The sequence below is a fragment of the Modestobacter versicolor genome (genome assembly GCF_041028285.1).
Taxonomy (GTDB): domain Bacteria; phylum Actinomycetota; class Actinomycetes; order Mycobacteriales; family Geodermatophilaceae; genus Modestobacter; species Modestobacter versicolor_A.
The window spans coordinates 38,536-62,467 of the sequence record NZ_JABGDB010000010.1 but is presented as its reverse complement, the minus strand read 5'-3'; the positions used below and the strand labels follow the sequence as shown (position 1 = coordinate 62,467).

Annotated in this window: 21 protein-coding genes; 13 read left to right on the top strand and 8 right to left on the bottom strand. The window is 73.5% G+C overall.

Annotated features, from left to right (window positions below):
• Positions 1-283: 283 nt before the first annotated feature.
• The 5 genes from HL054_RS21155 (at position 284) to HL054_RS21135 (ending at position 8,740) form a co-directional block, all read left to right on the top strand.
• Positions 284-1,129, top strand: a complete 846-nt coding sequence (locus tag HL054_RS21155; protein WP_369141094.1) for a dolichyl-phosphate beta-glucosyltransferase — start codon at positions 284-286, stop codon at positions 1,127-1,129.
• Positions 1,126-2,541 (top strand): glycosyltransferase family 4 protein, encoded by a 1,416-nt coding sequence (locus tag HL054_RS21150; protein WP_369141093.1) that lies wholly within the window; start codon positions 1,126-1,128, stop codon positions 2,539-2,541. Before HL054_RS21155 ends, HL054_RS21150 begins: the two co-directional genes overlap by 4 nt.
• A gap of 157 nt (positions 2,542-2,698) precedes the next feature.
• A complete protein-coding gene (locus tag HL054_RS21145) occupies positions 2,699-5,104 on the top strand; it encodes a glycosyltransferase (RefSeq protein WP_369141092.1) in 2,406 nt (801 codons plus the stop codon).
• Positions 5,105-5,147: 43 nt separating this feature from the next.
• Positions 5,148-6,743, top strand: a complete 1,596-nt coding sequence (locus HL054_RS21140; protein ID WP_369141091.1) for an ArnT family glycosyltransferase — start codon at positions 5,148-5,150, stop codon at positions 6,741-6,743.
• A 53-nt stretch (positions 6,744-6,796) separates the two neighbouring features.
• Positions 6,797-8,740: a fibronectin type III domain-containing protein gene (locus tag HL054_RS21135; protein WP_369141090.1), complete on the top strand. Its 1,944-nt coding sequence runs from the start codon at positions 6,797-6,799 to the stop codon at positions 8,738-8,740.
• Here the strand turns inward: HL054_RS21135 and HL054_RS21130 are convergent.
• Positions 8,713-9,243: an ArsR/SmtB family transcription factor gene (locus HL054_RS21130; RefSeq protein WP_369141088.1), complete on the bottom strand. Its 531-nt coding sequence runs from the start codon at positions 9,241-9,243 to the stop codon at positions 8,713-8,715. The genes HL054_RS21135 and HL054_RS21130 overlap by 28 nt on opposite strands.
• A gap of 69 nt (positions 9,244-9,312) precedes the next feature.
• Between HL054_RS21130 and HL054_RS21125 the strand changes: the two genes are divergently transcribed.
• A complete protein-coding gene (locus HL054_RS21125) occupies positions 9,313-10,599 on the top strand; it encodes an MFS transporter (RefSeq protein ID WP_369141087.1) in 1,287 nt (428 codons plus the stop codon).
• Positions 10,600-10,635: 36 nt separating this feature from the next.
• The gene (locus HL054_RS21120) at positions 10,636-10,848 is read left to right on the top strand and encodes a hypothetical protein (protein ID WP_369141086.1); all 213 of its coding nucleotides are present in this window, start codon (positions 10,636-10,638) and stop codon (positions 10,846-10,848) included.
• 4 nt (positions 10,849-10,852) lie between these two features.
• Here HL054_RS21120 and dapF read toward each other — a convergent pair whose 3' ends face one another.
• The 3 genes from dapF to HL054_RS21105 are packed head-to-tail and all read right to left on the bottom strand — an operon-like array spanning position 10,853 to position 13,361.
• Positions 10,853-11,752 carry a diaminopimelate epimerase gene (gene dapF / locus HL054_RS21115; protein ID WP_369141085.1) on the bottom strand — a complete coding sequence of 300 codons (900 nt, stop codon included), beginning with the start codon at positions 11,750-11,752 and terminating at the stop codon, positions 10,853-10,855.
• The gene (gene miaA, locus HL054_RS21110) at positions 11,749-12,672 is read right to left on the bottom strand and encodes a tRNA (adenosine(37)-N6)-dimethylallyltransferase MiaA (RefSeq protein ID WP_369141084.1); all 924 of its coding nucleotides are present in this window, start codon (positions 12,670-12,672) and stop codon (positions 11,749-11,751) included. The genes dapF and miaA overlap by 4 nt, the downstream gene beginning before the upstream one ends.
• Entirely contained in the window at positions 12,669-13,361 is a 693-nt protein-coding gene (locus tag HL054_RS21105; RefSeq protein ID WP_369141083.1) for a hypothetical protein, read from the bottom strand. Before HL054_RS21105 ends, miaA begins: the two co-directional genes overlap by 4 nt.
• A 40-nt stretch (positions 13,362-13,401) precedes the next feature.
• On the opposite strand from HL054_RS21105, the gene HL054_RS21100 reads away from it, so the two are divergent.
• Entirely contained in the window at positions 13,402-15,354 is a 1,953-nt protein-coding gene (locus HL054_RS21100) for a DUF349 domain-containing protein (protein ID WP_369141082.1), read from the top strand.
• A 52-nt stretch (positions 15,355-15,406) separates the two neighbouring features.
• On the opposite strand, the gene miaB is transcribed toward HL054_RS21100, so the two are convergent.
• On the bottom strand, positions 15,407-16,870 hold the full coding sequence (gene miaB, locus HL054_RS21095) for a tRNA (N6-isopentenyl adenosine(37)-C2)-methylthiotransferase MiaB (RefSeq protein WP_369141081.1): 1,464 nt from the start codon (positions 16,868-16,870) through the stop codon (positions 15,407-15,409).
• A gap of 173 nt (positions 16,871-17,043) precedes the next feature.
• Here miaB and HL054_RS21090 point away from each other — a divergent pair, with 173 nt between their 5' ends.
• From HL054_RS21090 to HL054_RS21070, 5 genes are all read left to right on the top strand, one after another.
• Complete coding sequence (locus tag HL054_RS21090; RefSeq protein ID WP_369141080.1) at positions 17,044-17,787, top strand: amino acid ABC transporter ATP-binding protein; 744 nt, start codon at positions 17,044-17,046, stop codon at positions 17,785-17,787.
• A gap of 29 nt (positions 17,788-17,816) precedes the next feature.
• A complete protein-coding gene (locus HL054_RS21085) occupies positions 17,817-18,704 on the top strand; it encodes a glutamate ABC transporter substrate-binding protein (protein WP_369141079.1) in 888 nt (295 codons plus the stop codon).
• Between the two features lie 92 nt (positions 18,705-18,796).
• Positions 18,797-19,447, top strand: a complete 651-nt coding sequence (locus tag HL054_RS21080; protein WP_369141078.1) for an amino acid ABC transporter permease — start codon at positions 18,797-18,799, stop codon at positions 19,445-19,447.
• Positions 19,444-20,355 (top strand): amino acid ABC transporter permease, encoded by a 912-nt coding sequence (locus HL054_RS21075; RefSeq protein ID WP_369141077.1) that lies wholly within the window; start codon positions 19,444-19,446, stop codon positions 20,353-20,355. The genes HL054_RS21080 and HL054_RS21075 overlap by 4 nt, the downstream gene beginning before the upstream one ends.
• Positions 20,356-20,621: 266 nt before the next feature.
• Positions 20,622-21,032 carry a hypothetical protein gene (locus tag HL054_RS21070; protein WP_369141076.1) on the top strand — a complete coding sequence of 137 codons (411 nt, stop codon included), beginning with the start codon at positions 20,622-20,624 and terminating at the stop codon, positions 21,030-21,032.
• Between the two features lie 297 nt (positions 21,033-21,329).
• Here HL054_RS21070 and HL054_RS21065 read toward each other — a convergent pair whose 3' ends face one another.
• From HL054_RS21065 to HL054_RS21055, 3 genes are all read right to left on the bottom strand, one after another.
• Positions 21,330-22,262, bottom strand: a complete 933-nt coding sequence (locus tag HL054_RS21065) for a regulatory protein RecX (protein ID WP_369141075.1) — start codon at positions 22,260-22,262, stop codon at positions 21,330-21,332.
• Positions 22,263-22,270: 8 nt separating this feature from the next.
• Positions 22,271-23,311, bottom strand: a complete 1,041-nt coding sequence (gene recA / locus HL054_RS21060) for a recombinase RecA (protein WP_369141074.1) — start codon at positions 23,309-23,311, stop codon at positions 22,271-22,273.
• Positions 23,312-23,514: 203 nt separating this feature from the next.
• Complete coding sequence (locus tag HL054_RS21055) at positions 23,515-23,928, bottom strand: winged helix-turn-helix transcriptional regulator (protein WP_369141073.1); 414 nt, start codon at positions 23,926-23,928, stop codon at positions 23,515-23,517.
• Positions 23,929-23,932: the final 4 nt, after the last annotated feature.

The following is a 23,932-nucleotide window of genomic DNA, read 5'->3' as shown; positions in this document are numbered from 1 at the left end:
GTGGTGCGGCCTGTTGTCATCGCCCGGTACAACACCTCAGACCTCCGGGTGCATCCCGTCTCGGCAGCTAGCACGGAGTGGATCTTCGAATGCGGGGACCGGACGACGGCTCGACTGTGAGTCCTCGCACAGGCAGTCGTCACAACCGTTCCCATGCGCCTGTCCTGACTCTGTGTGCCGAAGTGTGTATAGATCGTTGATTGCTGATGTTTCCGTCCTCAACCACTGTTCCGACAGCAGCTCGGCGCGTTAGGCGCGGGCTCGGAACGGGGGTTCCTCCACAGTGAATTCGTCTGTCCTCGACGGCTCGAGTGCATCTCTCACCAAGCCGAGGCCCGGCGCCCACGCGGACTCGAAGGTCCTCGACGTGCCCCACCCGAGGACGCAACTCCGGACCTCACTGGACCGCGCTCGCCGGGCCGCACACACGTCGCTGGACCTGGTGATCCCCGCTTACAACGAGGCTGGACGACTGCCGGCAACGCTCCAGCAGGTGGCCGGTTTCCTCGCCGAACAGTCGTGGACCTCGCGCATCGTCGTCGTCGACAACGGCAGCAGTGACGGGACGGCGGAGGCCGCTCGTCGGATCGCCATGCCGGACAACGTCCGGATGACGGTGATCGGATGCGCTCGGCCGGGCAAGGGAGAGGCGCTTCGGCGCGGCATCCTGCACAGCGATGCATCGGTCGTCGGCTTCTGTGACGCCGACCTCGCGACGCCGCTGACGCTCGTTCCGTCCGCCATGGTGCTGATCCAGTCCGGCATCGGGGCCGTGATCGGCTCCCGACACCTCCCGGACTCCCGCATCGCCACTCCGCAGCCAGCGCGTCGCCGACTCGGGGGCAGCGCCTTCCGTGGACTGGCGCGGCCGCTGGTGCCGGGCGTCCGGGACACCCAGTGCGGCTTCAAGTTCTTTGAGCGCGAACTCGCGCAGCGCGCTGTACGGCGGTGCACCAGCACCGGCTTCGCCTTCGACGTGGACCTGCTGCGCAGCATCCGCCGCGAGGGTGGGTCGATCGCCGAACTGCCGGTCGAGTGGTCCGACGCGCCGGGGTCCACGTTCAACGTCCTGCGCCACGGCCTTCCCACGTTCAGCGACGTCGTCCGCCTTTACCGAAAGGCAGCATGACCGCACTACCGGCATCCCTGCTGGGACGTCAGGTCCTCCTGCTGAACTGGCGCGATCCGCGCCATCCCGCGGCCGGCGGTGCCGAACGCTATGCGTTCGAGATCGCTCGGCGCTGGGCGACCGCCGGTCTGGGAGTCACCTGGCTGACCTCTCGTCCGGCTGGACTGCCTGCCAGAGAGGTGTTGGACGGCGTCACGGTCCTGAGGGCCGGCGGGGAGTTCAGCCTCTACGCCCGGGCTGCACTCCGCATCGCGCGCAGCGCCCATCGCTTCGATGCCATCGTCGACTGCCAGAACGGCATCCCGTTCTTCGCGCCCCTCTTCGCTGGTCGTACGCCCACGGTCCAGGTCGTCCACCACGTCCACCAGGACCAGTTCGCCCTGCGGTTCGGCAAAGTCGGAGCGGCCGTCGGCAGGTGGCTCGAGGCGGATCTGAGCCGCGCCGTCTACCGGCACGCGACCGTTGCGGTGTCGCCTTCGACCCGACAGGAGCTCCGGCGTCGGTTGGGCATCCGGGGGGACGTGTACGTCGTCCCCAACGGCAGTGAGCCGGGTCCCCGGCTCAGCGGCCCACGTGATCCTGACCCGACCATCACCGTGGTCAGTCGCCTGGTCCCGCACAAGCGGGTCGATCGACTGATCGAGGCCGTGCCCGCAGTCCTGGAGAGATTCCCCGCCTTGCGGGTGCACGTGGTCGGTGACGGCCCGGAACTCCCCCATCTCAGCCGACTGGTGTCGCGCCTGGACCTGGATCCCGTCGTCACCCTCCACGGGCGGCAGCCCGACCACGTGCGCGACGACCTGCTCGCGAGCTCATGGCTCACCGTCATGGCGTCACACGGCGAGGGCTGGGGCATCTCCGTCATCGAGGCGGCGAGGTTCGGCGTCCCTTGCGTCGGCTTCGCCGTGCCTGGGGTGCGCGACTCCGTGCTCGACGGGACCACCGGCTGGCTCCAGCCGGAGGACGAGCCACTGGACCGCAACATCATCCGCGCCCTCGAACAGCTCAGCGACGACAGGCGAGCCGCCCAGATCGTCGACGCATGTCGCCGGTGGGCGGACTCGTTCTCCTGGGATCGCAGCGCGGAGCGACTCGCCGGGGTGGTCGCGGACGAGATCCAGCGTCGGACTCCGTCCGGCCGAGCCGTTCGCCGAGCCCGTAGCGAGCTCGGCACGGTGGTGCGGTTCCGCGGCCCCCTCCAACTGGCCGCATCGTTCCGACCGTCCGACGAGACCTCGGTCGACGACGCCGGCGTCATCACGGCTCTCCTCCACGGCTGCGACGAGATGGACGCGGCGACCCTCGTGGAGGCTCGAGGGGGACGGGTGTTGAGCATCCGGCTGGCCGGCGACCTCGACCTGCTCGCGGGGCCCGGCGCGAGGCCGCGTACGACGACCGATGCCGAGCAGTGACGTGGGGTCGATCCACGGGCACCGCACCCTGGCGACGGATGTCCCCCCGCCGTCGCCCGGCCGACCGGACACGGTCGCCCGAGACGCTGACGGGACGGCGACACCGGCAGGCACGGACACCACGCTCCTCACGCTCTCGGCCGTCACCGTGGGGGCGTTGAGCTACGTCTGCGGGCTCGTCCTCCTCCATCTGCTCGCACCATCGGCGTTCACCGTCTTCGCGGGAGCCCAGGCTCTCCTGACCGTCGTCGGCACGGCATCGGCTGCGCTGGTCCCCCTGCCGTTGTCGCGAGCGCTCCGAGAACCTGGGTTGAGCGCGGCCCAGCGTGGCGAGCTGGTGGCCGGTTCGATCGTGACGTCGCTGCGACTCGGCACAGCGACGGCCGTGGTCGTGAGCGCCGTCGCCTGCACCTTCCTCCCCGTCGAGGGGGCCTTGGCCACCGGCCTGGCGACTCTCGGCTTCTTCGCCGTCGCACCGCTGTGGGGGCTGCTGCAAGGGCGCGGGCGCATCCGGACCTTCGTGGTGCTGACCTTGCTCGAGGCTGCGGTCCGGGTGGTGGCGTCCGCTGCCGCTGTGGGCCTGGGTCTTGGTTCGACGGGCGCAGTCCTGGGGTGGGTCGTCGGCAGCCTCGTGGTGACGGTCGTCGGCTTCGCGTCCCAGCGGGGTGACCTCGGGCTGACGCAGCGGAGCGTCCGGAGGCGACTCGCCCGGCGCGACCTGGCCGCGGTGGCGAGCATCCAGGTCCTGATCTCGCTGTTGGCCGTGGTCGACGTCCTGCTCGTGTCGGTCCTCGGCCCAGGTACCGGCGAGGGTGCGGTGTACCAGTTGCTCTCCACGATCAGCCGGGCCCCGGTGTACGTGGCCACTGCGACCGTGGTGGTGCACTACCCCCGCATCCGTTCCGCGGCGCACGCTCGAGACGAGGTCCTCCCGACTGCCCTGGCCGAGTACTGCCGGCTCGCCGTGCCCGCCGCCATCGTCGTCGCGGGGCTCCCGCCGGCCGTCATCGCGCTCGTCAGTCCGGGCGAGGTCGAACTGCCCGCCCTCACGACGGTCCTGCTGGGCCTGACGGGCCTCGCCTGGGGAGCGCTTGCTGTCGTCGCCTTCATCGAGCTGGCCAGCCGCTCGCGTCGCCGGGCCGTGCTCCACCTGCTCGTCACGCTGGTGCTGACCGTGGCGAGCACCATCGTCGGCTGGGGACTCGCCGGCTTCACCGGGGTCGCGGCGGGGACGGCGGCGGTGTCGGTCGCGGCTGTAGGTCCGTCGGTCATCCGGTCCTCGACCGGCACCGCGAGGAGGACCCGTCTCGCTGTCACGGCCACGCTGCTGACCGCCGCCGCCGTCGTCGTGGCACGCACGTCGGTCGTCGCCTGGATCGTGGTGGGCGGGGCGTTGGCGGTCCTCGTCGTCCGGCGGATGCTCCCGGTGCCCGCTGCGGTCACGTCCGCGCCGGAGAGCCGCCCTCGCGTTGCCCACTTCGCGTTCGAGGACCCTCGTATGCCGGGGGCCGGTGGCGGCGCGACGCGGACCTGGGAGGTGTCACGACGGCTGGCCGACCAGTTCGACATCACCTTGTACTGCCAGCGCTGGCCGGGGTGCACGCCGCGGAGCGAGGAAGGTGTGCGCTTCGTGCACATCGGACTCGGACGCGGGAGGACCAAGTTCACCCGCTGGCTGGGCTACACGCTCAGCCTGCCCGTGACCGCCCGTCGCGTCTCGGCCGATCTCGTCATCGAGGACTTCTTCGCCCCGTTCTCCAGTCTCGGACTACCCCGGTACACCCGCCATCCGACGCTCGCCCTGGTCCAGTGGCTCAACGCGAAGGACAAGCAGCGGCGTTACCACCTCCCGCTGGCCGCGGTCGAGCGTGCGGGTGTTGCCGCTCACTCGCAGGCGATCGCGGTGTCCCAGGGGATCGCCGACGAGCTGCGCGCGCGGAACGGCTCCCTGCTCACCACGGTGATCCCCAACGGGGTCGACTCCGCCGCATACCGGGTCGCTCGACCGGGGCTCGGCCACGACGTGCTCTTCGTCGGCCGGTTCGACATGGAGCACAAGGGCCTGGACCTGCTCGTGCGAGCGTGGGCTGCCGCACGCGGGGCGACCGGCGCCCGACTGCTGCTCGCCGGCGACGGCCCGGATGCAGGTCGGGTCCGAAGTGAGGTCATCAGCCTGGGGCTCCAGGACCACGTCCGGTTCCTGGGATGGCTGTCCGGCGACGACAAGTACCGGGCCATGGCCGCCGCTCGACTCGTCGTCATGCCCTCGCGCTACGAGACCTTCGGCATGGTCGCGATCGAAGCGCTCGCTTGCGGCACACCCGTGGTGGCATTCGACATCCCGTGTCTGCGCGAGGTGCTGCCGCCCGAGGTGAGTCGGACGGTCCCGGAGATGACGGCATCGGCGTTGGCCCAGGCGTTGGTCGACAGCTACGGAGACGACGAGCTCGCGGCTGCGGCAGCCGAGCACGGGCCCGGCCACGCGCGCGCGTACGGCTGGGACGGTATCGCCGCGCAGCAGGCGCGCGCCTACCTGACGGCCATGCGCGGGTCGCGTGGTTGAGCAGGCTCCGACCCCTCGACGCCGCCATCGAGCGCGACCGCGGATGGTCTGGCCGGTCGCTGCGACCACGGGCGTCGATGCCGCACCGGCGGACGTCGTCCCTGGGGCTCCTCAGCGGCGTCAGGCGGCTGTCACGGCACTTCTCGCCATCGGTCTCTTCGCGGTGGCGCTGGTGGCTCGGCTCCTCGGCATCAGCCGGACCTACGAGCTCTTCCTGGACGAGGTGACCTACGCCGCGCTGACACAGAGTGTGAGTGAGGGCCGCGGAGTCCTGCTGCACGGCGAGTTGTTCTTCCTCCACCCGCCCGGTTGGTTCGTGAGCACGGGGCTGGCCTTCCGGGGCCAACTCGCCGACGAGCGTCTCGACCAGGTCGCCATGGCACTCCGACCGGTCAACGCCGTCCTCGGCTCGATCACGGTCGCCCTCACGGTCCTCGTGCTACGCCGGCTGACGGACCGGAAGGCCATCCCGCTGCTCATCGGCGTCGCGCTGGCTCTCGACCCGTTCCTGGTCAAGTTCGACAGCCGCTTCCTGCTCGAGAGCCAGGCGATGGTCCTGACGACAGGAGCGGTGCTCGTGCTCGCGCGTGCCCCACGGTCGTCCCAGGGCGCGCGTCGGCAAGGGATCGCTGCCGGGGTGCTGATGGCCGGCGCCATCCTGACCAAAGAGCCCTACGCGCTCATCACGGCACTGCCGGTCGCCGTGATGGCCCTCGTCGGCGCACCACCCGGCCGCCGGGTCCTCGTCCCTGCCATGGTGACCACGGTGGCCGTCTACGCGACCTACCTGGGCTCCCTCGCTGCCCGCGACGAACTGTCGCTGTGGTGGACGGCCAAGACGAGCGGCTTCTCGCGCCTGATCGGCGTCAGTCAGGAGACCGGGTTCAACGCCCCCGGGAGCCCGAGCCTCGCCAGTCGCATCACGGAACTCGTCGAACAGTTCGCGGGCACGTACCTCCTCCTGGCCGCGGGCGGAGTGACGCTGGGCGTCCTGGTGGTGCGGGGCTGGGCCTCGGCTCGGTACTGGTCGCGCAGCACCGTCCTGCTCGGCGTCCGGGCAGCCGAACCCGCACGAGTGGTGGCGGTCGCCTGGGCGGCGAGTTCCTACACCTACGTCGCCTACGCGGTGCTCCTCGGCACCCTGGAGGAGCAGGCCTTCTACATGGTGGTGGCGCCGACCGCCCTCTGCCTGTGCGTCATCGCGACCACCAGGACCTCCGCGTCCCGGACGAGCGGGCCGAACCCCGCGCGCGCGTTCGCGGTGCTGCTGACGGCCATGGTGGTGGCCAACGGCCTGAGCTGGGTCGTCCTGCACCAGCGCACCGATGACGGATATGCGCAGCTACGCGACTTCCTGGACGACGAGGTCCCGGACGGCAGTCGGATCTCGGTGACCGAGGAGACGGCGCAGTTCACCCTGCCGGACTACGACGTCGGCAACTGGACGTCCCTGGCCGAACTGCGCGAGAACCAGGTGCAGTACGTGTTGGTGGCGGAAGCGCTCGTCCAGCGCGGGTACGGTTCGGCGCGGCCCGGCTTCCTCGCCGACGTCGAGCGGATCGGGGATCCCGTGTTCGAACGAGAGGTACCGACGTTGGGCCGCCTCGTCCTCCTCGACGTCCAGGGAGCCACCCGCTGAGGACCGGTCGGTCGTGAGGCACTGCGCATGGCGAGATCGGGCGTCGTCTCAAGGTGTCGACCCACGATGCCGATGTCGTTGACGTGCTGCACCGACTGACCGCCGCTGGGCGGCGACGCCTCCGCCTGGGCGCGCTCCTCGCCCTGGTCAGCGCCCTGGTCAGCGCTCTGCTCACGACCACGGCCACGGCGGACTCCGGCGGCGGGACCATCGCTCCCGTGCGGCTCTCACTGCTGCAGCCGGACGTCTCGAAGGCCTCGGTCTACCGTGCAGCCGGCATCGACATGGTGACGCTCGAGCTGGGATGGGACGCCTACCAGCCCGCACCGGGAACGACCGATCGGGACTACGTGGCGCGCCAGGTACGCACCGCCGAGGCGTTCCGGTCAGCCGGTCTGGGCGTCGTCCTGGACCTCGGCGTCCAGTACCCCCCGGCATGGGCCTTCGACCTCTCGTCCGCGACCCGTTTCGTCGACCAGTACGGCACGGCATGGCACGGGGACACGGGCACGGACGTGCTGAACGCCGTGTGGGAGCCCCTCGCCCGGCAGGCCGAAGCCGCCTACGTGCGCCAGGTGGCAACCGACTTCACGGGGATCCCGTTCGTCTCCGTCCGAGTGGGAGGGCTCCTGTCCGGGGAGGTCCGGCTGCCTCCACCGACCTCGGCAGGGCACAGCGACTCGATGTGGGGCTTCGACCCGCGCGCCCGGGCCGCATCCCCGGTCTCCGGATGGTCGCCCGGCACCGGCACCCCTTCGGATGCGGCCGCCTGGGTCGACTTCTACCTCGGGTCGCTCGCCGACTTCGAGGTGTGGCTCGCCCGTACGGTGGCCGACTCCTTCCCCGGCACCCCCCTGGACGTCCTGATGCCTGGGTGGGGCATGCGCCCAGGTGATACCCAGACGGCCATCGACGCACTGGCGGTCACCGGGTCGCCCGGTCGCGTGGTCGCAGAAGTCGGACCTGGCCTGGACTGGGCGCGCCAGACAGCGGCGCTGGCCGCGACAGGACTCGACATCACCCTGGTGACGACGTGGTTGGACGCGCCCAGCTACGGGAGCTCTGCCCGGGACGAGTCGCCGGCCGACCACCTAGCTCGCCTTGCCGCGCAGCACGGGCTGCCCATCAGCGGGGAGAACACGGGAGGGGGCGGTCAGGCGGCGCTCGACCGAGTGGTCGCCCAGGCCGCTGCACTCCCCATCACCCGGGTCACCTGGATGTCAGCTGGGAGCCTCACCTCGGGCGGAGGTGTCACGCTGACGGACCTACGTCGAGCCTTCCCGCCTGCCGTCGCACCGGCCGCGCCCACGGGCGTCACGGCCCGTCGTCTCGACGTCTGGGTCGTGGTGTCGTGGCAACCCCCTCCCACCGACGGCGGCTCCCCCGTCACCCGCTTCACCGTGTCGATGTCCGCGACGGGGTCGTCCGTGACCGCACCGGCCGACAGTTCGGCCGTGTTGTTCAGGGTGGCGCCAGGTACGTCCCCGTCCTTCACCGTGACGGCTGCCAACGGCAGCGGTACCAGCCCCTCGAGCGCACCCGTCACCGTCGTGAACGGCGCTGCCGGAGGGAGTTGGATCGTGGCCGCAGTCCCCGGCGGTCGGTTGTTCACGTCGCCCGACGGCCGGGAGTTCTTCCTCGTCTCGGCCGAGGGCGTCGTCCTGAGCCATGCCCTGGGCCAGGGGCCGGGACGGCGGGACGCCGATCCGGCCCCGGTCGCCACCACGTCACGGGGCGAGCTGGCCGCGCCGCCCGCCATGCCGGCAGCCGCAGCGCTCGACGTCCCCGACGCAGGACCGCTCGCCCACAGCCGACCAGGGACCGCGGTCGGGGACTGTCGGGAGACCGTGACCACGGCAGCGGCCGCCGTCAGCTCGGCCGGCTGGGCCGCAACCCCTCCGGCACAGACCGCGGCGGGCGTCCTCATCGACTACCTGCGCCTCTTGATGAACGCGCCCGCTGACGCGCCTCAGACCTCCGGGTGCATCCCGAGGTAGACCGACCACTTCTCGCCGTCGGGATCGGCCGGACGGCGGGCGAACTCGTCGAGCAGGTCGTGCAGCCGCGACTCGAGCTCGGCCTTGTGCGCCGGGGTGAGCCGCAGCCCCAGCCGGGTGCTCTCCAGCCGCTGCTCCCCCACCGCGCCCACCTCCTCCAGGAAGGCGGCCAGCGCTGGGTCGCGCCCGGCGGCGGGGCCACCGGCGCCCTCCATCAGCCAGCTCTTCCCGGTGGCCCGGTAGGGCACCTCCCGGGCTCCCCGCGCCCCCCGCCGGTCCGGCTCGGCGACCAGGAAGCCGGTGTCGAGCAGGGTGCGCACGTGGTGCAGCACGGTGGCCGGGTTCCGGTCCAGCCGGGCGGCGAGCTCCTTGTTGGTCAGCGCCCCGTCCAGGCACAGCCGCAGGATCCGCAGCCGGACGGCGGAGGCGAGCGCGCGGGCCTCCGCGTCGGTGGCCGGACGTCGCTCCCCGGCGACCCGCGGCACGCCCTCGGGGCCGGTCATGCGGCCAGCCTACGGGCGACCCGCGGTGAGTGATTGACACTTCCCGATCAGTCGGTCCACGCTGACCCGGTGAGCGCCGACCGGAGCCTGCTGCGGCACCGCGACTTCCGCCAGCTCTGGGCCGCCGAGACCGTCAGCCAGGTCGGCACCCAGGTGACGCTGCTGGCGCTGCCGGTCCTGGCGGTGACGGTGCTGTCGGCGACCCCGCTGCAGATGGGCGTGCTCACCGCGCTGGAGACCGCCGCGTTCCTGCTGATCGGGCTGCCCGCCGGCGCCTGGGTCGACCGCTGGCGCCGCAGGCGGGTGCTCGTCACCGCCGACCTGGTCCGGGCCGCCGCGCTGGCCACCCTCCCGGTGGCCCACCTGCTGGACCTGCTCACCCTCGGCCAGCTGTACGTCGTCGCTGCGGTGACCGGGGCCGCCACGGTCTTCTTCGACGTCGCCTACCAGAGCTACCTGCCCGCCCTCGTCGACCGGGACCAGCTCGTCGACGGCAACGGCAAGCTCGAGGCCAGCCGGGCGGTCGCGCAGGTGGCCGGGCCCGGGCTCACCGGCGTCGCCCTCCGGGTGGTGGGTGCCCCGCTGCTGGTGGTCGCCGACGCGGTCTCCTTCCTGGTGTCCGCCTGGTTCATCGGCCGGATCCGCACGCCCGACGTCGTGCCGGACCCGGCGACCCGCCGGCCGCTGCGGACCGAGATCGGCGAGGGGCTGTCCTTCGTCGTCCGGCACCCGCTGCTGCGGCGGATCGTGGCCTGCACCGGCACCGGCAACCTCTTCGGCTCGCTGACCAGCACGCTGCTGGTGCTCTTCGCGCTGCGCGAGCTGGGCCTGTCGGAGAGCACGCTGGGCCTGGTGCTGTCGGCGGGCGCGGCCGGCGGGCTGCTGGGCGCGGCCACCGCCGCGCGCTTCGCCCGCTGGGTGGGCGAGGGACGGGCGATCCCGCTGGCCGCGCTGACCATGGTCCCGTTCGCCGCGCTCGTCCCGCTGGCCGCCGTCGGCCCGGCGGTGCCGCTGCTGGTCCTGGGCACCGCGGGGGTGAGCTGGGCGATCGTGGCCTACAACGTCACCCAGGTCAGCTTCCGGCAGCGGCTGTGCCCGCCGCGCCTGCTCGGCCGGATGAACGCCTCGGTCCGGTTCATCGTGTTCGGCACGATGCCGGTCGGCGCCCTGCTGGGCGGCGTGCTGGGCACCTGGCTCGGCCTGGTCCCGGCGCTGTCGATCGCGGTCGGCGGGGCGCTGCTGGCCGCCCTGCCGGTGGTCTTCTCCCCACTGCTGGGCATGCGCGACCTCCCCGACGAGTGGGACGGCGGCCGGGTGCCCGACGCCGACCCGGTTGCCCCGGCGGCCGGCGGGTAGGGCCGGGAGGACGCACCCCACCCAGGGAGGACGACGATGACCGACCCCGTTCGCAACGCCGACGGCGAGCTCGAGGACCCGGGCCGCGACCCCGCCGGGCTGGACCCGCCGCGCAACCTCTTCGGCGGCGCGGACCAGGACACCGGCCAGCGCGCGCCCCGCGGCACCGGCAACGTGGGACCGGGCGACAAGCCCGAGGCCCCGACCGACGAGCCGGAGACGCGCGCCGACGAGCCCGACCGGCCCTGAGCGGTCAGCCGGCCAGCCACTCCCCGGTGAGGACGCCGGTGGCGACGACGACCGCAGGCCCGGACAGCACCGTCGTCGTCCCGTCGAACTCCACCGACAGCCGGCCGCCCGGGACGTCCACCGCGACGGTCCCGGCGGTCCGGCCGCCGGCCTGCAGCGCGGCGTAGGCGGCGGCGCAGGCGCCGGTGCCGCAGGACCGGGTCTCCCCCACCCCGCGCTCGTAGACCCGCAGCCGGACGTGCGCCGAGGCGCCGGCCGGCGCGTCCTCCGCGGCCAGCACGTTGACCAGCTCCACGTTGACGCCGTCGGGGAACATGCCCGCGTCGACGCCGGGCAGCACCGACAGGTCCAGCGTGTCGACCTCGACGTCGGTGAGGCAGGCCAGGTGCGGGTTGCCCATCGAGACGCCCAGCCCCGGGTAGGTCACGCCGGAGACCCGGGCCTCCCCCGGCCCCAGCGGCACGGCCGCGCCCATGTCGGCCCAGTAGCCGCCGTCCGGGCGGGCACCGACCCGGCGGGGCCCGCCCCGGGTGCCGACCAGCACGCCGGCCTCGGCGGTCGCCCGGTCCAGCAGGCCCTCGGCCAGCAGCACGTGCAGGTACAGCCGGATGCCGTTGCCGCACATCTCCGCGAGCGACCCGTCGGCGTTGCGGTGGTCCATGAACCACTCGCAGTCCGCCAGCGCCCCGCCCAGCACGGCGGGGGCGTCGGGCACGTGCTCGCTGCGGACGACACGGAGCACGCCGTCGCCGCCGAGCCCGGCCCGGCGGTCGCAGAGCCGGCGCACCAGCTCGGCGTCCAGCCGGGACCCCGGCCACACCTCGCCGTCGGGGTCGGGCAGGACGACGAAGTCGTTCTCCGTGCCGTGGCCCAGGAGCACCCGCGGGCTCGCGCTGTCGATCACCGGCCGATCGTACGGTCGGCGAGCGCGGCGACCACCGCCTCCAGCAGGTCGGCGCGGCCCGCGTCGAACCAGGAGGTGGCGGCGTCGCGGCGGAACCAGGAGCGCTGCCGGCGGACGAACCGGCGGGTGGTCGTCACCGTCCGCTCCCGGGCCTCGGCGGCGCTGAGCGTGCCGTCGAACTGCTGCAGCACCTGCGCGTAGCCCAGCGCCCGGGAGGCAGTCGGCCCCTCGCGCAGCCCGGCGGCGTCCAGGGCGGCCACCTCGTCGACGAAGCCGGCGGCCCACATCGCGTCGACCCGCCGGGCCACCCGCTCGTCGAGCTCACCGACCGCGCGGTCCAGGCCCACGGTCACCGCCGGGTAGTGCGGCGCCGGGTCCGGCAGCCGGGCGGTGAACGGCCCGCCGGTCAGCTCGATCACCTCCAGCGCCCGGACCACCCGTCGTCCGTTGCTGGGCAGGATGGACGCGGCGGCGGCGGGGTCCAGCGCGGCCAGCCGGTCGTGCAGCGCAGCCGGACCGGTCGCGTCCAGCTCGGCGGTGAGCCGGGCCCGCAGGGCGGCGTCGGTGCCCGGGAAGTCCAGCTCGTCCAGCACCGCCCGCACGTACAGCCCGGACCCGCCCACCAGCAGCGGGACGACGCCGGCGGCGCGCAGCCGGTCGACCTCGGCACGGGCCCGCTGCCGGTACTCGGCGACCGAGGCCGGCTCCCGGACGTCCCACAGGTCCAGCAGGTGGTGCGGCACGCCGTCCCGCTCGGCCTCGGTGGGCTTGGCCGTGCCGATGTCCATGCCGCGGTAGAGCTGCATCGAGTCGGCGTTCACCACCTCGCCGCCGATCCGCCGGGCCAGCGCGACGGCCAGCGCGGTCTTGCCGGTGGCCGTGGGGCCGACGACGGCCACGACCGGCGGCAGTCCGCTCAACGGGTCCGCCAGGTGGCGACCAGGTAGCCGACGCCGAAGGGCGCGTCGTCGCAGAGGAGGCGCGCCTCGACCGGCCGCGCGGCGAGCGCGGCCCCCACCGCGCGCCACACCGGCACGCCGGCGGCGAGCAGCCGGCGGCCCTCCGCGGGGTCGAGGGCGGCCAGGGCGCCGGCGTCCCCGGCGGCCAGGGCCCGAGCCACCGCGGCGTCGAACGGGCCGGCGGCCGGGTCGAGCGCCCCCGGGGCCTTCTCGGTGCGGCGGGCCGACCCGTCGCCCATGGCCAGCACGCCGACCCCGCCGGGGACGTCGTCCAGCGCGCACGCCAGGTCGTCCGGGCCCACGCCGAGCCGGGTGCCGAGGTACCCGGCCTGGTCCAGCAGCCAGGCCGCCACCAGGTGCGGGAGCGGCACCCGCCGCCCGCCCGGGCGCACCCGGCCGGCGAACGGCAGCTCCAGGTCGACGCCGAAGCCGCGCAGGTCACCGGCGTCACCCGGGCCGAACCGGACGCCGTCCACGCCGTCGCCGACCACCACCACCACGTCCGGCCGGTCGGCCAGGACCGCCTGCACGGCGGCGGCCACCGCGGCCCGCACGAGCGACAGCGCGGTGCCCGGCGCACCGGACACCGCGGGCAGCAGCAGCGGCGGCTGCGGGCAGAAGGCCACCGTGACCGGCCGGGGAGGTCTCACGCCAGGCAGTGTCGCCGATGGCGCGTGGGAGACTGCTGGCGTGTCGAGCACGGAGAACACCGGAGACCGGGCGCAGCAGGCCGCCACCACCCCCGAGGAGGACTCGCCGCAGGGGGTGACCAGCGATGCGCCGAGCGCGGAGAGCACGGACGGGACGACGCCGGAGCCCGCGGCCCCTGCCACGCCCCAGGAGGCTGCTGCGCTGGCCGCCGCCGCGGCGGCGGGTGACTTCTCCAGCCTGACGACCGGCGCCGCCGCCCCCGCGGACGACGCTCCCGCCGCCGACCCGAGTGCGGACGCGGCCGGCGAGCCCGCCCCGGCCGACCAGGCCCCCACCGCCGACAGCACCGCCACCGAGGCACCCGCCACCGAGGCGCCCGCCGCCGACAGCACCGCCGCCGACAGCACCGCCTCCGACAGCACCGCCTCCGACAGCACCGCCTCCGAGGCCCCCGCCGCCGCGGCCGTGCCTTCCGAGGCCGTGCCTTCCGAGGCCGAGCCGGCCGCGGACGCGACGACCGTGCCGGACGCCCCCGCCGCGGAGGTGCCCGCCGCCCCGGCGACGGCCGACGACGCCAGCCCGGCCGCCGACGCCAGCCCGGCCGCCGACGCCACGCCGGCCGCGCTGACCGACACCGTCCCCGAGTCCGTCGGCGAGCTCACCGCCGTCGCGACCCCGCGCCCCCGCCCGGGCAAGCCGCGCCCGGGCAAGCAGCGGCCGGCCCGCAACGCCGTCCCGGCCGACCCGCACCCCGGTGCCGCCGACGTCGTCCCGGTGGTCCCGGCCTCCGACCCGACCGAGTGGGGCCGGGTCGACGAGGAGGGCACGGTCTACGTCCGCACCGCCGCCGGCGAGCGCCCGGTCGGCTCCTGGCAGGCCGGCGAGCCCGCCGAGGGCCTGGCCCACTACGGCCGCCGGTTCGACGACCTCGCCACCGAGGTCGCCCTGCTCGAGGCCCGGCTGGCCGCGCACACCGGCAACCCCGGCGAGATCAAGACCAAGGCCGAGGAGCTGGCCGACCAGATCCTCACCGCCGCCGCGGTCGGCGACCTCGACCACCTCGCGCTGCGGGCCCGGGCGATGGTCAGCATGGCCGAGACCGCGGTCGCGGCGAACCGGGCGGAGAAGGCCAAGGCCCGCGCCGGCCAGGTCGCCCGCAAGGAGGAGCTCGCCGCCGAGGCCGAGCAGATCGCCGCCGAGTCCACGCAGTGGAAGGCCGCCGGCGACCGGCTCAAGGCCATCGTCGAGGAGTGGAAGACGATCAAGGGCATCGACCGGAAGACCGACGAGGCGCTGTGGCAGCGCTTCGCGGCCGCCCGGGACGCCTTCGGCCGTCGCCGCGGCGCGCACTTCGCCGAGCTGGACAAGCAGCGCTCGGAGGCCCGCGGCGCCAAGAGCGAGCTGATCGCCGAGGCCGAGCGGCTGTCGTCGTCCACCGAGTGGGGTCCGACCAGCGCGGCCATGCGCTCGCTCATGGACCGCTGGAAGGCCGTGCCGCGCGTCGGCCGGGACACCGACGACGACCTGTGGAAGAAGTTCCGGGCCGCCCAGGACGTCTTCTTCGCCGCCCGCACCGCCTCCGACCAGGCGCGCAGCTCCGACGAGCTGTCCAACCAGAAGGCCAAGGAGGAGATCCTGGTCGAGGCGGAGGCGCTCGACCCGGGCAACCGCGCCTCGCAGACCCAGCTGCGCAAGCTGCAGGAGCGCTACGACGCCATCGGCCACGTGCCGCGCGGCGCCATGCGCGAGCTGGAGGACCGGATGCGCACCGTGGAGGAGAAGTTCCGCGGGGTCGCCGAGTCCGCCCGGCCGCGGGTCCAGCCGGAGAACCCGCTGCTCACCTCGATGCGGGCCGCGGTGACCAAGGCAGAGGAGCAGCTGGCCAAGGCGCAGGCGGCCGGCGACGCCAAGCGGGTCCGTGAGGCCGAGGCCAACCTGGCGACCCGCCGCGAGTGGCTGGCCGAGGCGGAGAAGTCCTCCTCCCGCCGCTGACGCAGGACACGACGACGGGCCCCCGACCGGCAGGTCGGGGGCCCGTCGTGCCTCAGCTGCAGGCGGGGACGGCCGCGGGCAGCGGCGCCGGGGCGCCGACGACGGGCATGCCCAGCAGCACGCCGGGGGTGGTCGGGCGGGTGCCGGCCTCGGCCGCGTCCCCGGCCCGGGTGCGGCGGCGGGCCACCAGCTCGCCGTCGGCGACGAGGAAGTGCGGCTTCGCGGCGGTAACGATCGTCTCCACCACGTCACCGGGGCGGATGCCCTCGGCCGCGGTGAAGTGCACCAGCCGGCCGTCGCGGGCCCGCCCGGAGAGCCGGCCGCGGGCGGCGTCCTTGCTGCCCTCGCCGGCGGCGACGAGCAGCTCGACCCGGTGGCCGACGAGCGCGGTGTTCTCCGCCCAGCTGATCTCGTCCTGCAGCGCGGTCAGCCGCAGGTAGCGCTCCTGGACGACCGCCTTGGGCAGCTGGCCGTCCATGTCGGCGGCCGGCGTGCCCGGGCGCTTGGAGTACTGGAAGGTGAAGGCGCTGGCGAACCGGGCCTGCCGCACGACGTCCAGGGTGTCGGCGAAGTCCTGCTCGGTCTCCCCGGGGAAGCCCACGATGACGTCGGTGGTGATCGCGGCGTCGGGCATCGCGGCCCGCACCCGGTCGATGATCCCGAGGTAGCGGTCCCGGCGGTACCCGCGGCGCATCCGGCGCAGGACGTCGTCGGAGCCGGACTGCAGCGGCATGTGCAGCTGGTGGCAGACCGCCGGGGTCTCGGCCATCGCGTCGATGACGTCGTCGGTGAACTCGCGCGGGTGCGGGCTGGTGAACCGGATCCGCTCCAGCCCGTCGATCCGGCCGGCGGCGCGCAGCAGGTCGGCGAACGCGCCGCGCTCGCGGAACTCGACGCCGTAGGCGTTCACGTTCTGCCCGAGCAGGGTCACCTCCAGCACGCCCTGGTCGACCAGCGCCTGCACCTCGGCCAGGATCTCACCCGGACGGCGGTCCTTCTCCTTGCCGCGCAGCGCCGGGACGATGCAGAACGTGCAGGTGTTGTTGCACCCCACGCTGATGGACACCCAGCCGGAGTGGGCGCTGTCCCGCTTCGCCGGCAGCGTGGAGGGGAAGACCTCCAGCGACTCGACGATCTCCACCTGCGCCTCGGCGTTGTGCCGGGCCCGGTCGAGCAGGGCCGGCAGCGAGCCGACGTTGTGGGTGCCGAAGACGACGTCGACCCAGGGCGCGCGCTCGACGATCTCGCCGCGGTCCTTCTGGGCCAGGCAGCCGCCGACCGCGATCTGCATGCCCGGGTGGGCGGCCTTGACCGGCCGCAGGTGGCCGAGGTTGCCGTACAGCCGGTTGTCGGCGTTCTCCCGGACGGCGCAGGTGTTGAGCACGACGACGTCCGCGTCGGTGCCCTCGGGGGCCGCCGTGTAACCGGCCGACTCGAGCAGCCCGGAGAGGCGCTCGGAGTCGTGCACGTTCATCTGGCAGCCGTAGGTGCGCACGAGATAGGTCCTGCCGTCCACCACCTGATCGTACGGACCCCGTTGCGGCGGCCCCGGCGGGTCGGCGGCCCGCCACCGGACGGTGACCGGGACGACACCCGCACCGGAAACTCTGGGCTGACCGGCAGGTTCGTTACAGCTTCGTGATCGCCGGGCTTCGTCGGGGACCGCTGGCGCACCTAGGGTCCCCGTCTGTGACCGGAGAGCCTCTCGTCCGCCTCAGCGGCGTCAACAAGTGGTTCGGCGAACTGCACGTGCTGCAGGACATCGACCTGTCGATCGACCGCGGCGAGGTCGTCGTCGTCATCGGGCCCTCGGGCTCGGGCAAGTCGACGCTGTGCCGCACCATCAACCGGCTCGAGTCCATCGAGCAGGGTGAGATCACCATCGACGGCCAGCGGCTGCCCGACGAGGGCAAGGAGCTGGCCCGGCTGCGCAGCGACGTCGGCATGGTGTTCCAGAGCTTCAACCTCTTTGCGCACAAGACGGTGCTGGAGAACGTCATGCTCGGGCCCGTCAAGGTGCGGCGGCAGTCGAAGGCGGACGCCGAGAAGCGCGCCCGCGAGCTCCTGGACCGGGTGGGCGTCAGCGCCCAGGCCGATAAGGTGCCGGCCCAGCTGTCCGGCGGTCAGCAGCAGCGGGTGGCGATCGCCCGCGCGCTGGCGATGGACCCGAAGGTGATGCTCTTCGACGAGCCCACCTCCGCACTGGACCCGGAGATGATCAACGAGGTCCTGGACGTGATGACCGCGCTGGCCCGCGACGGCATGACGATGGTCGTGGTCACCCACGAGATGGGCTTCGCCCGCCGGGCCGCCAACCGGGTCGTGTTCATGGACGCCGGCCGGATCGTCGAGTCCGCCGACCCGGAGACCTTCTTCACCCGGCCGAGCTCGGACCGGGCCAAGGACTTCCTCTCCAAGATCCTGAACCACTGACCCACCGCACACCCACGAGAGGACATCCCATGCGCATCACCCGATACGCCGCCGCCCTCGCGGCCGCCGGCGTCGTGCTGGCCGGCTGCTCCAGCGACGCCGGTGAGACCACCGAGGAGGCCGACACCACCGCTGCGGTCGAGACCGACGTCGAGTTCGAGCCCGGTAGCACGATGGCCGCCATCGTCGAGGCCGGTGAGCTGCGCGTCGGCACGAAGATCGACCAGCCCGGCTTCGGCCTGGCCAACACCGCCGGCGAGCCCGAGGGCTTCGACGTGGAGATGGCCAAGCTGGTCGCCGCCAAGATGGGGCTGAGCGAGGACCAGATCACCTTCACCGAGACGGTGTCGGCGAACCGCGAGCCCTTCCTGCAGAACGGCCAGGTCGACATGGTGGTGGCCACGTACACCATCAACGACAAGCGCAAGGAGGTCATCGACTTCGCCGGGCCGTACTACGAGGCGGGCCAGGACATCATGGTCGCGGCCGGCAACCCGGAGGACATCCAGGGCCCCGACGACCTCGCCGGCAAGACCGTCTGCTCGGTCGAGGGCTCCACGCCCGCGGAGAACATCCGGACGAACTACCCCGAGGCCAGCCTGGTCCTCTACGACGTGTACTCCAAGTGCGCCGACGACCTGCGCAACGGCAACGTGCAGGCGGTGACCACCGACAACGTGATCCTCACCGGCCTGGTCGCCGGGTCGCCGGAGGAGCTCGAGCTCGTCGGCAACCCGTTCACCGAGGAGCCCTACGGCATCGGGGTCCCCAAGGGCCAGGACGACTTCCGGACCTTCATCAACGACGTCCTCGAGGAGTCGTTCGAGGACGGCAGCTGGGCCGAGGCCTGGGACGCCACCGCCGGTGCCATCACCGACACCGAGGCCCCCGAGCCGCCCACGGTCGACCGCTACTGACCCCCACGCCTCCCCCGCCGGCGCCCGCACCCGGGTGCCGGCGGGTGGCGTGACCCGACCCCTCCGACCCCGACTCCCCGAGAGGAGGCCCGATGTCGTTCCTGGCCGACAACTTCGACCTGCTGCGCGACGCGTTCCTGACCACGCTCAGCCTGGCGGTCGTCAGCGGCATCGTCGCGCTGGTGTTGGGCACCGTGCTCGCCGCGATGCGGGTGAGCCCGATCCCCGCCCTGCGGGCGCTGGCCACCTTCTACGTCGAGACCTTCCGCAACACCCCGCTGACGGTGGTCTTCTTCTTCCTGGCGTTCGGGATCGTCTACATCGACCTGCAGTTCCCGACCCGGTTCCTGACCGCGGTCGCGGCGCTGTCGCTGTACACCGCCGCCTTCGTCTGCGAGGCGGTGCGCTCGGGCATCAACGCCGTCCCCTCCGGTCAGGCCGAGGCGGCCCGGGCGCTGGGCCTGGACTTCCGCCAGTCGCTGTCGACGGTGGTCCTCCCGCAGGCGTTCCGCACCGTCGTCCCGCCGCTGGGCAACGTGTGGATCGCGCTGGCGAAGAACACCTCTATCGCCGCCGGGTTCGCCGTCACCGACCTGACCGCGGTCCTGCAGCGGCTGGCCAACGCCAACGCCGACCAGCTGGCCATGGTCTTCGCCGCCGTGGTGCTGGCCTACCTGGTGATCACGCTGACCTCGGCGTGGCTCATCGGCATCCTCGAGCGACGACTGGCGATCACCCGATGACCGGACCCCGGGTCCTCTTCGACCTCCCCGGCCCCCGCGCCCGCCGCCGTCAGCGGATCGGCAGCGCCCTGGGCGTGCTGCTGGTGCTGCTGCTGGTCGGGCTGGCGCTGTGGCGGCTGGGCGCCAACGGGCAGCTCGAGGGCGAGCGCTGGGCCATCCTGTTCGACCCGGCCACCAACGTGCCGCAGCGGCTGCTGGAGGCGTTGGTCAACACCCTCCAGGTGGCCGCGGTCGGCATGGTGGCGGCCACCGTGCTGGGCGCCCTGCTCGCGGTCGGCCGGCTCTCCGAGCACGCCTGGCTGCGCGTCCCGGTGGTGGCCGTCGTGGAGTTCTTCCGCGCGGTGCCGCTGCTGGTGCTGATCCTCTTCTGCTTCCTGTTCCTGCCCCAGGTCGGCCTCTCGCTCAGCGCGTTCGGCGCGCTGGCGCTCGGGCTCACGCTCTACAACATGGCCGTGCTCGCCGAGATCATCCGGGCCGGGATCCTGTCGGTCGACCGCGGGCAGAGCGAGTCGGCGTACGCGCTGGGCATGCGCAAGTGGCAGGTCATGAGCTTCGTGCTGGTACCGCAGGCCGTGCGCCGGATGCTGCCGGTGCTGGTGGCGCAGCTCGTCGTCCTGCTCAAGGACAGCTCGCTGGGCTTCATCGTCGGCTACATGGAGCTGCTGCGGACCTCCCGCAGCCTGGTCGAGACGCTGAACTTCAGCTTCGGGCCGCGGTACACCTTCCAGCTCTACGTCGCGGCCGGGCTGATCTACATCCTGGTCAACGTGCTGCTGTCCCAGCTGGCGAAGTACATCGAGAAGCGCACCAGCCAGAACGCCAAGACGGCCGGGACGACGAAGGTGGAACTGCCCGCGGACTCCGCCGCGGTCACCGGGGTGACCCTGGACGCGCCGCAGCGTCCCTGAGTCCCCTCCCCGCTTCCAGCGGGCCCCCGCTGACGGCCTCGGTGTCCATTGGACACCGGGGCCGTTCGCTGTGCCGCGTCCACCCGTCGGGGGCGCCGGCGTGACCCGCGTCGCACCTGCGCGGTGGGACGCCTGGGGTTCCACCCGTCCCCGCCGTCCCACGGGCCCCTGGGTCACCCGTCGGCGGGCGGAGTGCCCGAGTCAGGCGCAGGGCTTGGCACATCTAGCCGATGACCCCCCGGCCCGGTCCTGCCGAGAGTAGGGACGTGACCTCCACCGCTGCCGCGCCGCGCCACATGCACCTGGACATCCCCGAGCACAACGACCTGGAGACGACGACCCAGATCTTCGTCGGGAAGCTGCGCGCCAGCGCACGCCGCTTCGCTGCCGCCGCCGGTGCCGAGTCCGCGATCGTCCGCGAGGCCGTGCCGCCTGCCCGGCACCGCCGCGCCCGCTGCCGGGTGGTGCTGCTCTACCCCGGTGGCCACGAGGCCGACGTGACGTTCCTGGGCCCGGCCAGCGCCATCGCCGGCAAGGAGATCACCATGTCGCAGTTCGACACGGCCATCGAGCTGTGGCTGGGCGCCGGCCAGGAGCGCAGCCGCCGCTGGCTGACCCCCGACGAGGAGGCCTCCGGCGGCGTGGCCATCGACATCACCGCCTGGCTCAACCGCTGAGCCGTCCTGTGGTCGCCTGAGGCCCGCCGAGCCACCTCGTGGCCGGCCGGGCCCGGGACGGCGCTGCCCCGGCCACGGGGAGGGGCAGCACGGGCCGGCCCGCGAGGACGATCTGCGAGGACGATCTGCGAGGACGACCTGCAGGACCCCGGGCGGCCTGGCGCCGCCCGACCGGGCGAGGCGCGATCGCCCCGGGCACGACCATCAGCCGATGCGACCGTCGTCGCATCGGCTGATCTGTCGGTGGGGCGCGGCACGCCGACCGGTGCGGTCGGAGCCAGTGGGCGACCCGCCCGGTCAGGGCAGGTCGTCGACCCAGATGTGCGGCGGGGCCTGGCGGCTCCCGCCGATCGGCCGGGCGCGCCCCTCCCCCACCTCGACCCCCACCCCGGCCTCGTCCAGCTCCTCGGGAGCTGCGGCGGCACGTGCGGCGGCTCGGGCAGCGGACCGTGCCGGCGTCCAGACCGGTGCGTCCTCGGGCGGGCCGGCATCCAGCGCCGGGTCCTCGGCCTCCGCGGCGGCGTCCTCGGCCGCACCGGCGCCGTCCAGCGCCTCGCGGACGACGTAGCCGGCCAGCCCACCGCCGTAGCCCTTCCGGGCCAGCATGCCCATCAGACGGCGCTCGGCGGTCACCCGGTCCAGCCGCTGCATCGACGGCATCTTGCGTTCGACCAGCCGGCGGGCGGAGTCCCACTCGTCCTGCGGGTCGACCTCGGCGACGGCCGCCGCGGCCACCTCGCCGTCGACGCCCTTGGCCCGCAGCTCGGAGGCGAGCGCCCGGCGGGCCAGCCCGCGGCCGGACTGCCGGGTGGAGACCCAGGCGGCCGCGAACGCGGCGTCGTCGATCAGCCCGACCTCGGCGAACCGGTCGAGCACGGCATCGGCCACCTCAGCCGGGACGTCCCTCTTGGCCAGCAGCTCGGCCAGCTGCTTGCGCGTCTTCGCGGTGCCGGTGAGCGCGCGCAGGCAGATGCCCTTGGCGACGGACTCCGGGTCCTCCATCTCCGCCGCCGGGGCGTCGGGGTCGGCGGACCGGGAGCTCCACTGCGGCCCGCTCGCCGTGCGGCGCCCGGAGCGGTCGCCGAACCCACCGCCGCCCGAGCCGCGGGAGCCGCCGCGAGCCCCGCCGCGGCGGCCGCGGCCGCCAGACCGACGACCCTCGTCGTCGGCCGGCGCCGCGTCCGCGTCGGAGCCCCCGCCCGGACCGCCGTCGGACAGCGTGTCGGACACCGGCGGGATCAGAAGTCGGCCGGCTCGGCGGCGACGGCGGCCGGGTCGACCTTGGCGACGCCGATGCCCAGCTTGTCCTTGATCTTCTTCTCGATCTCGTCGGCGAGGTCGGGGTTGTCCCGCAGGAAGTTGCGGGCGTTCTCCTTGCCCTGGCCGAGCTGGTCGCCCTCGTACGTGTACCAGGCGCCGGACTTGCGGACGAAGCCCTGCTCGACACCGATGTCGATGAGGCCGCCCTCGCGGCTGAAGCCGGTGCCCCAGATGAGGTCGAGCTCGGCCTGCTTGAACGGGGCGGCGACCTTGTTCTTCACGACCTTGACCCGCACCCGGCTGCCGACCGCGTCGGTGCCCTGCTTGAGGGTCTCGATGCGGCGGATGTCGAGCCGGACCGAGGAGTAGAACTTCAGCGCCCGGCCACCGGTGGTGACCTCCGGCGAGCCGTAGACGACGCCCACCTTCTCGCGCAGCTGGTTGATGAAGATGCAGGTCGTGCCGGAGTTGCTCAGCGCACCGGTGATCTTGCGGAGCGCCTGGCTCATCAGCCGGGCCTGCAGGCCGACGTGGCTGTCGCCCATCTCGCCCTCGATCTCGGCGCGGGGCACCAGGGCGGCCACCGAGTCGACGACGATCAGGTCGAGCGCACCGGAGCGGATCAGCATGTCCGCGATCTCCAGCGCCTGCTCACCGGTGTCGGGCTGGCTGATCAGCAGGGCGTCGGTGTCGACGCCGATCGCCCGGGCGTAGTCGGGGTCGAGCGCGTGCTCCGCGTCGATGAAGGCGACGATGCCGCCCGCGGCCTGCGCGTTGGCCACCGCGTGCAGGGCGACCGTCGTCTTGCCCGAGGCCTCCGGGCCGTAGACCTCGACGACCCGGCCGCGGGGCAGGCCGCCGACGCCGAGGGCGATGTCGAGGGCGATCGAGCCGGTCGGGATGACCTTCATGGCCACCTCGGGCGAGTCGCCCAGGCGCATGACGGAGCCCTTGCCGAACTGCTTGTCGATCTGGGCGAGGGCCATGTCGAGGGCCTTGTCGCGGTCGAGCGTTGCCATGGTGGCCACCTTCGGATGTCGCTGTAGCGGGTCGTCGCCGACGCTAGGGCGGGGGTCTGACACTTTCCGCGGACCGGGCCCGTCTGTGGACGGGGACCGGACCTGTGGACACGGTATGCCGAACACCTGTTCGATTCCAGCGACACGCCGGAGGCGTCGTGGCCACCGACCCCGGCGGCGCGCGGCGGCCGGGGGCGCAGCCGTCAGCGCCCGGTGGAGCCCTCGCCGGCCCCCGGCCGCGGCAGTCCGTCGGCGGCCGCGCGGGCGGCCCGGACGCCGGGCATCCGGTCCTCGACGAAGCCGATCAGGCCCAGCAGGTGCGGCACCAGGTCGGCGCCGGCCGCGGTGAGCCGGTACTCCACGTGCGGCGGGATCGTCGAGCGGACCTCGCGGTGCACCCAGCCGTCGCGCTCCAGGGTCTGCAGGCTCTGCGCCAGCATCTTCTCGCTGACCCCCTCGATCCGGCGGCGCAGCTCACCGAACCGCCGCGGGCTCTCCGCCAGCGCCGACAGGGCCAGCAGCGACCACTTGCCGGTGACGTGCTCGAGCGCCTCGCGGGAGGTGCAGGCCCGGCTGAAGACGTCGGCCACCAGCTCCTCGACCGTCTGTTCCGCCATCCCG

Excerpts from the sequence above, each read along its gene's own strand:
- HL054_RS21075 (WP_369141077.1), top strand. The coding sequence starts at position 19,444 with ATGACCGGACCCCGGGTCCTCTTCGACCTCCCCGGCCCCCGCGCCCGC.
- HL054_RS21130 (WP_369141088.1), bottom strand. The coding sequence starts at position 9,243 with ATGACCGGCCCCGAGGGCGTGCCGCGGGTCGCCGGGGAGCGACGTCCG.
- HL054_RS21080 (WP_369141078.1), top strand. The coding sequence starts at position 18,797 with ATGTCGTTCCTGGCCGACAACTTCGACCTGCTGCGCGACGCGTTCCTG.
- HL054_RS21120 (WP_369141086.1), top strand. The coding sequence starts at position 10,636 with ATGACCGACCCCGTTCGCAACGCCGACGGCGAGCTCGAGGACCCGGGC.
- HL054_RS21150 (WP_369141093.1), top strand. The coding sequence starts at position 1,126 with ATGACCGCACTACCGGCATCCCTGCTGGGACGTCAGGTCCTCCTGCTG.
- HL054_RS21140 (WP_369141091.1), top strand. The coding sequence starts at position 5,148 with ATGGTCTGGCCGGTCGCTGCGACCACGGGCGTCGATGCCGCACCGGCG.
- recA (WP_369141074.1), bottom strand. The coding sequence starts at position 23,311 with ATGGCAACGCTCGACCGCGACAAGGCCCTCGACATGGCCCTCGCCCAG.
- HL054_RS21085 (WP_369141079.1), top strand. The coding sequence starts at position 17,817 with ATGCGCATCACCCGATACGCCGCCGCCCTCGCGGCCGCCGGCGTCGTG.
- HL054_RS21055 (WP_369141073.1), bottom strand. The coding sequence starts at position 23,928 with ATGGCGGAACAGACGGTCGAGGAGCTGGTGGCCGACGTCTTCAGCCGG.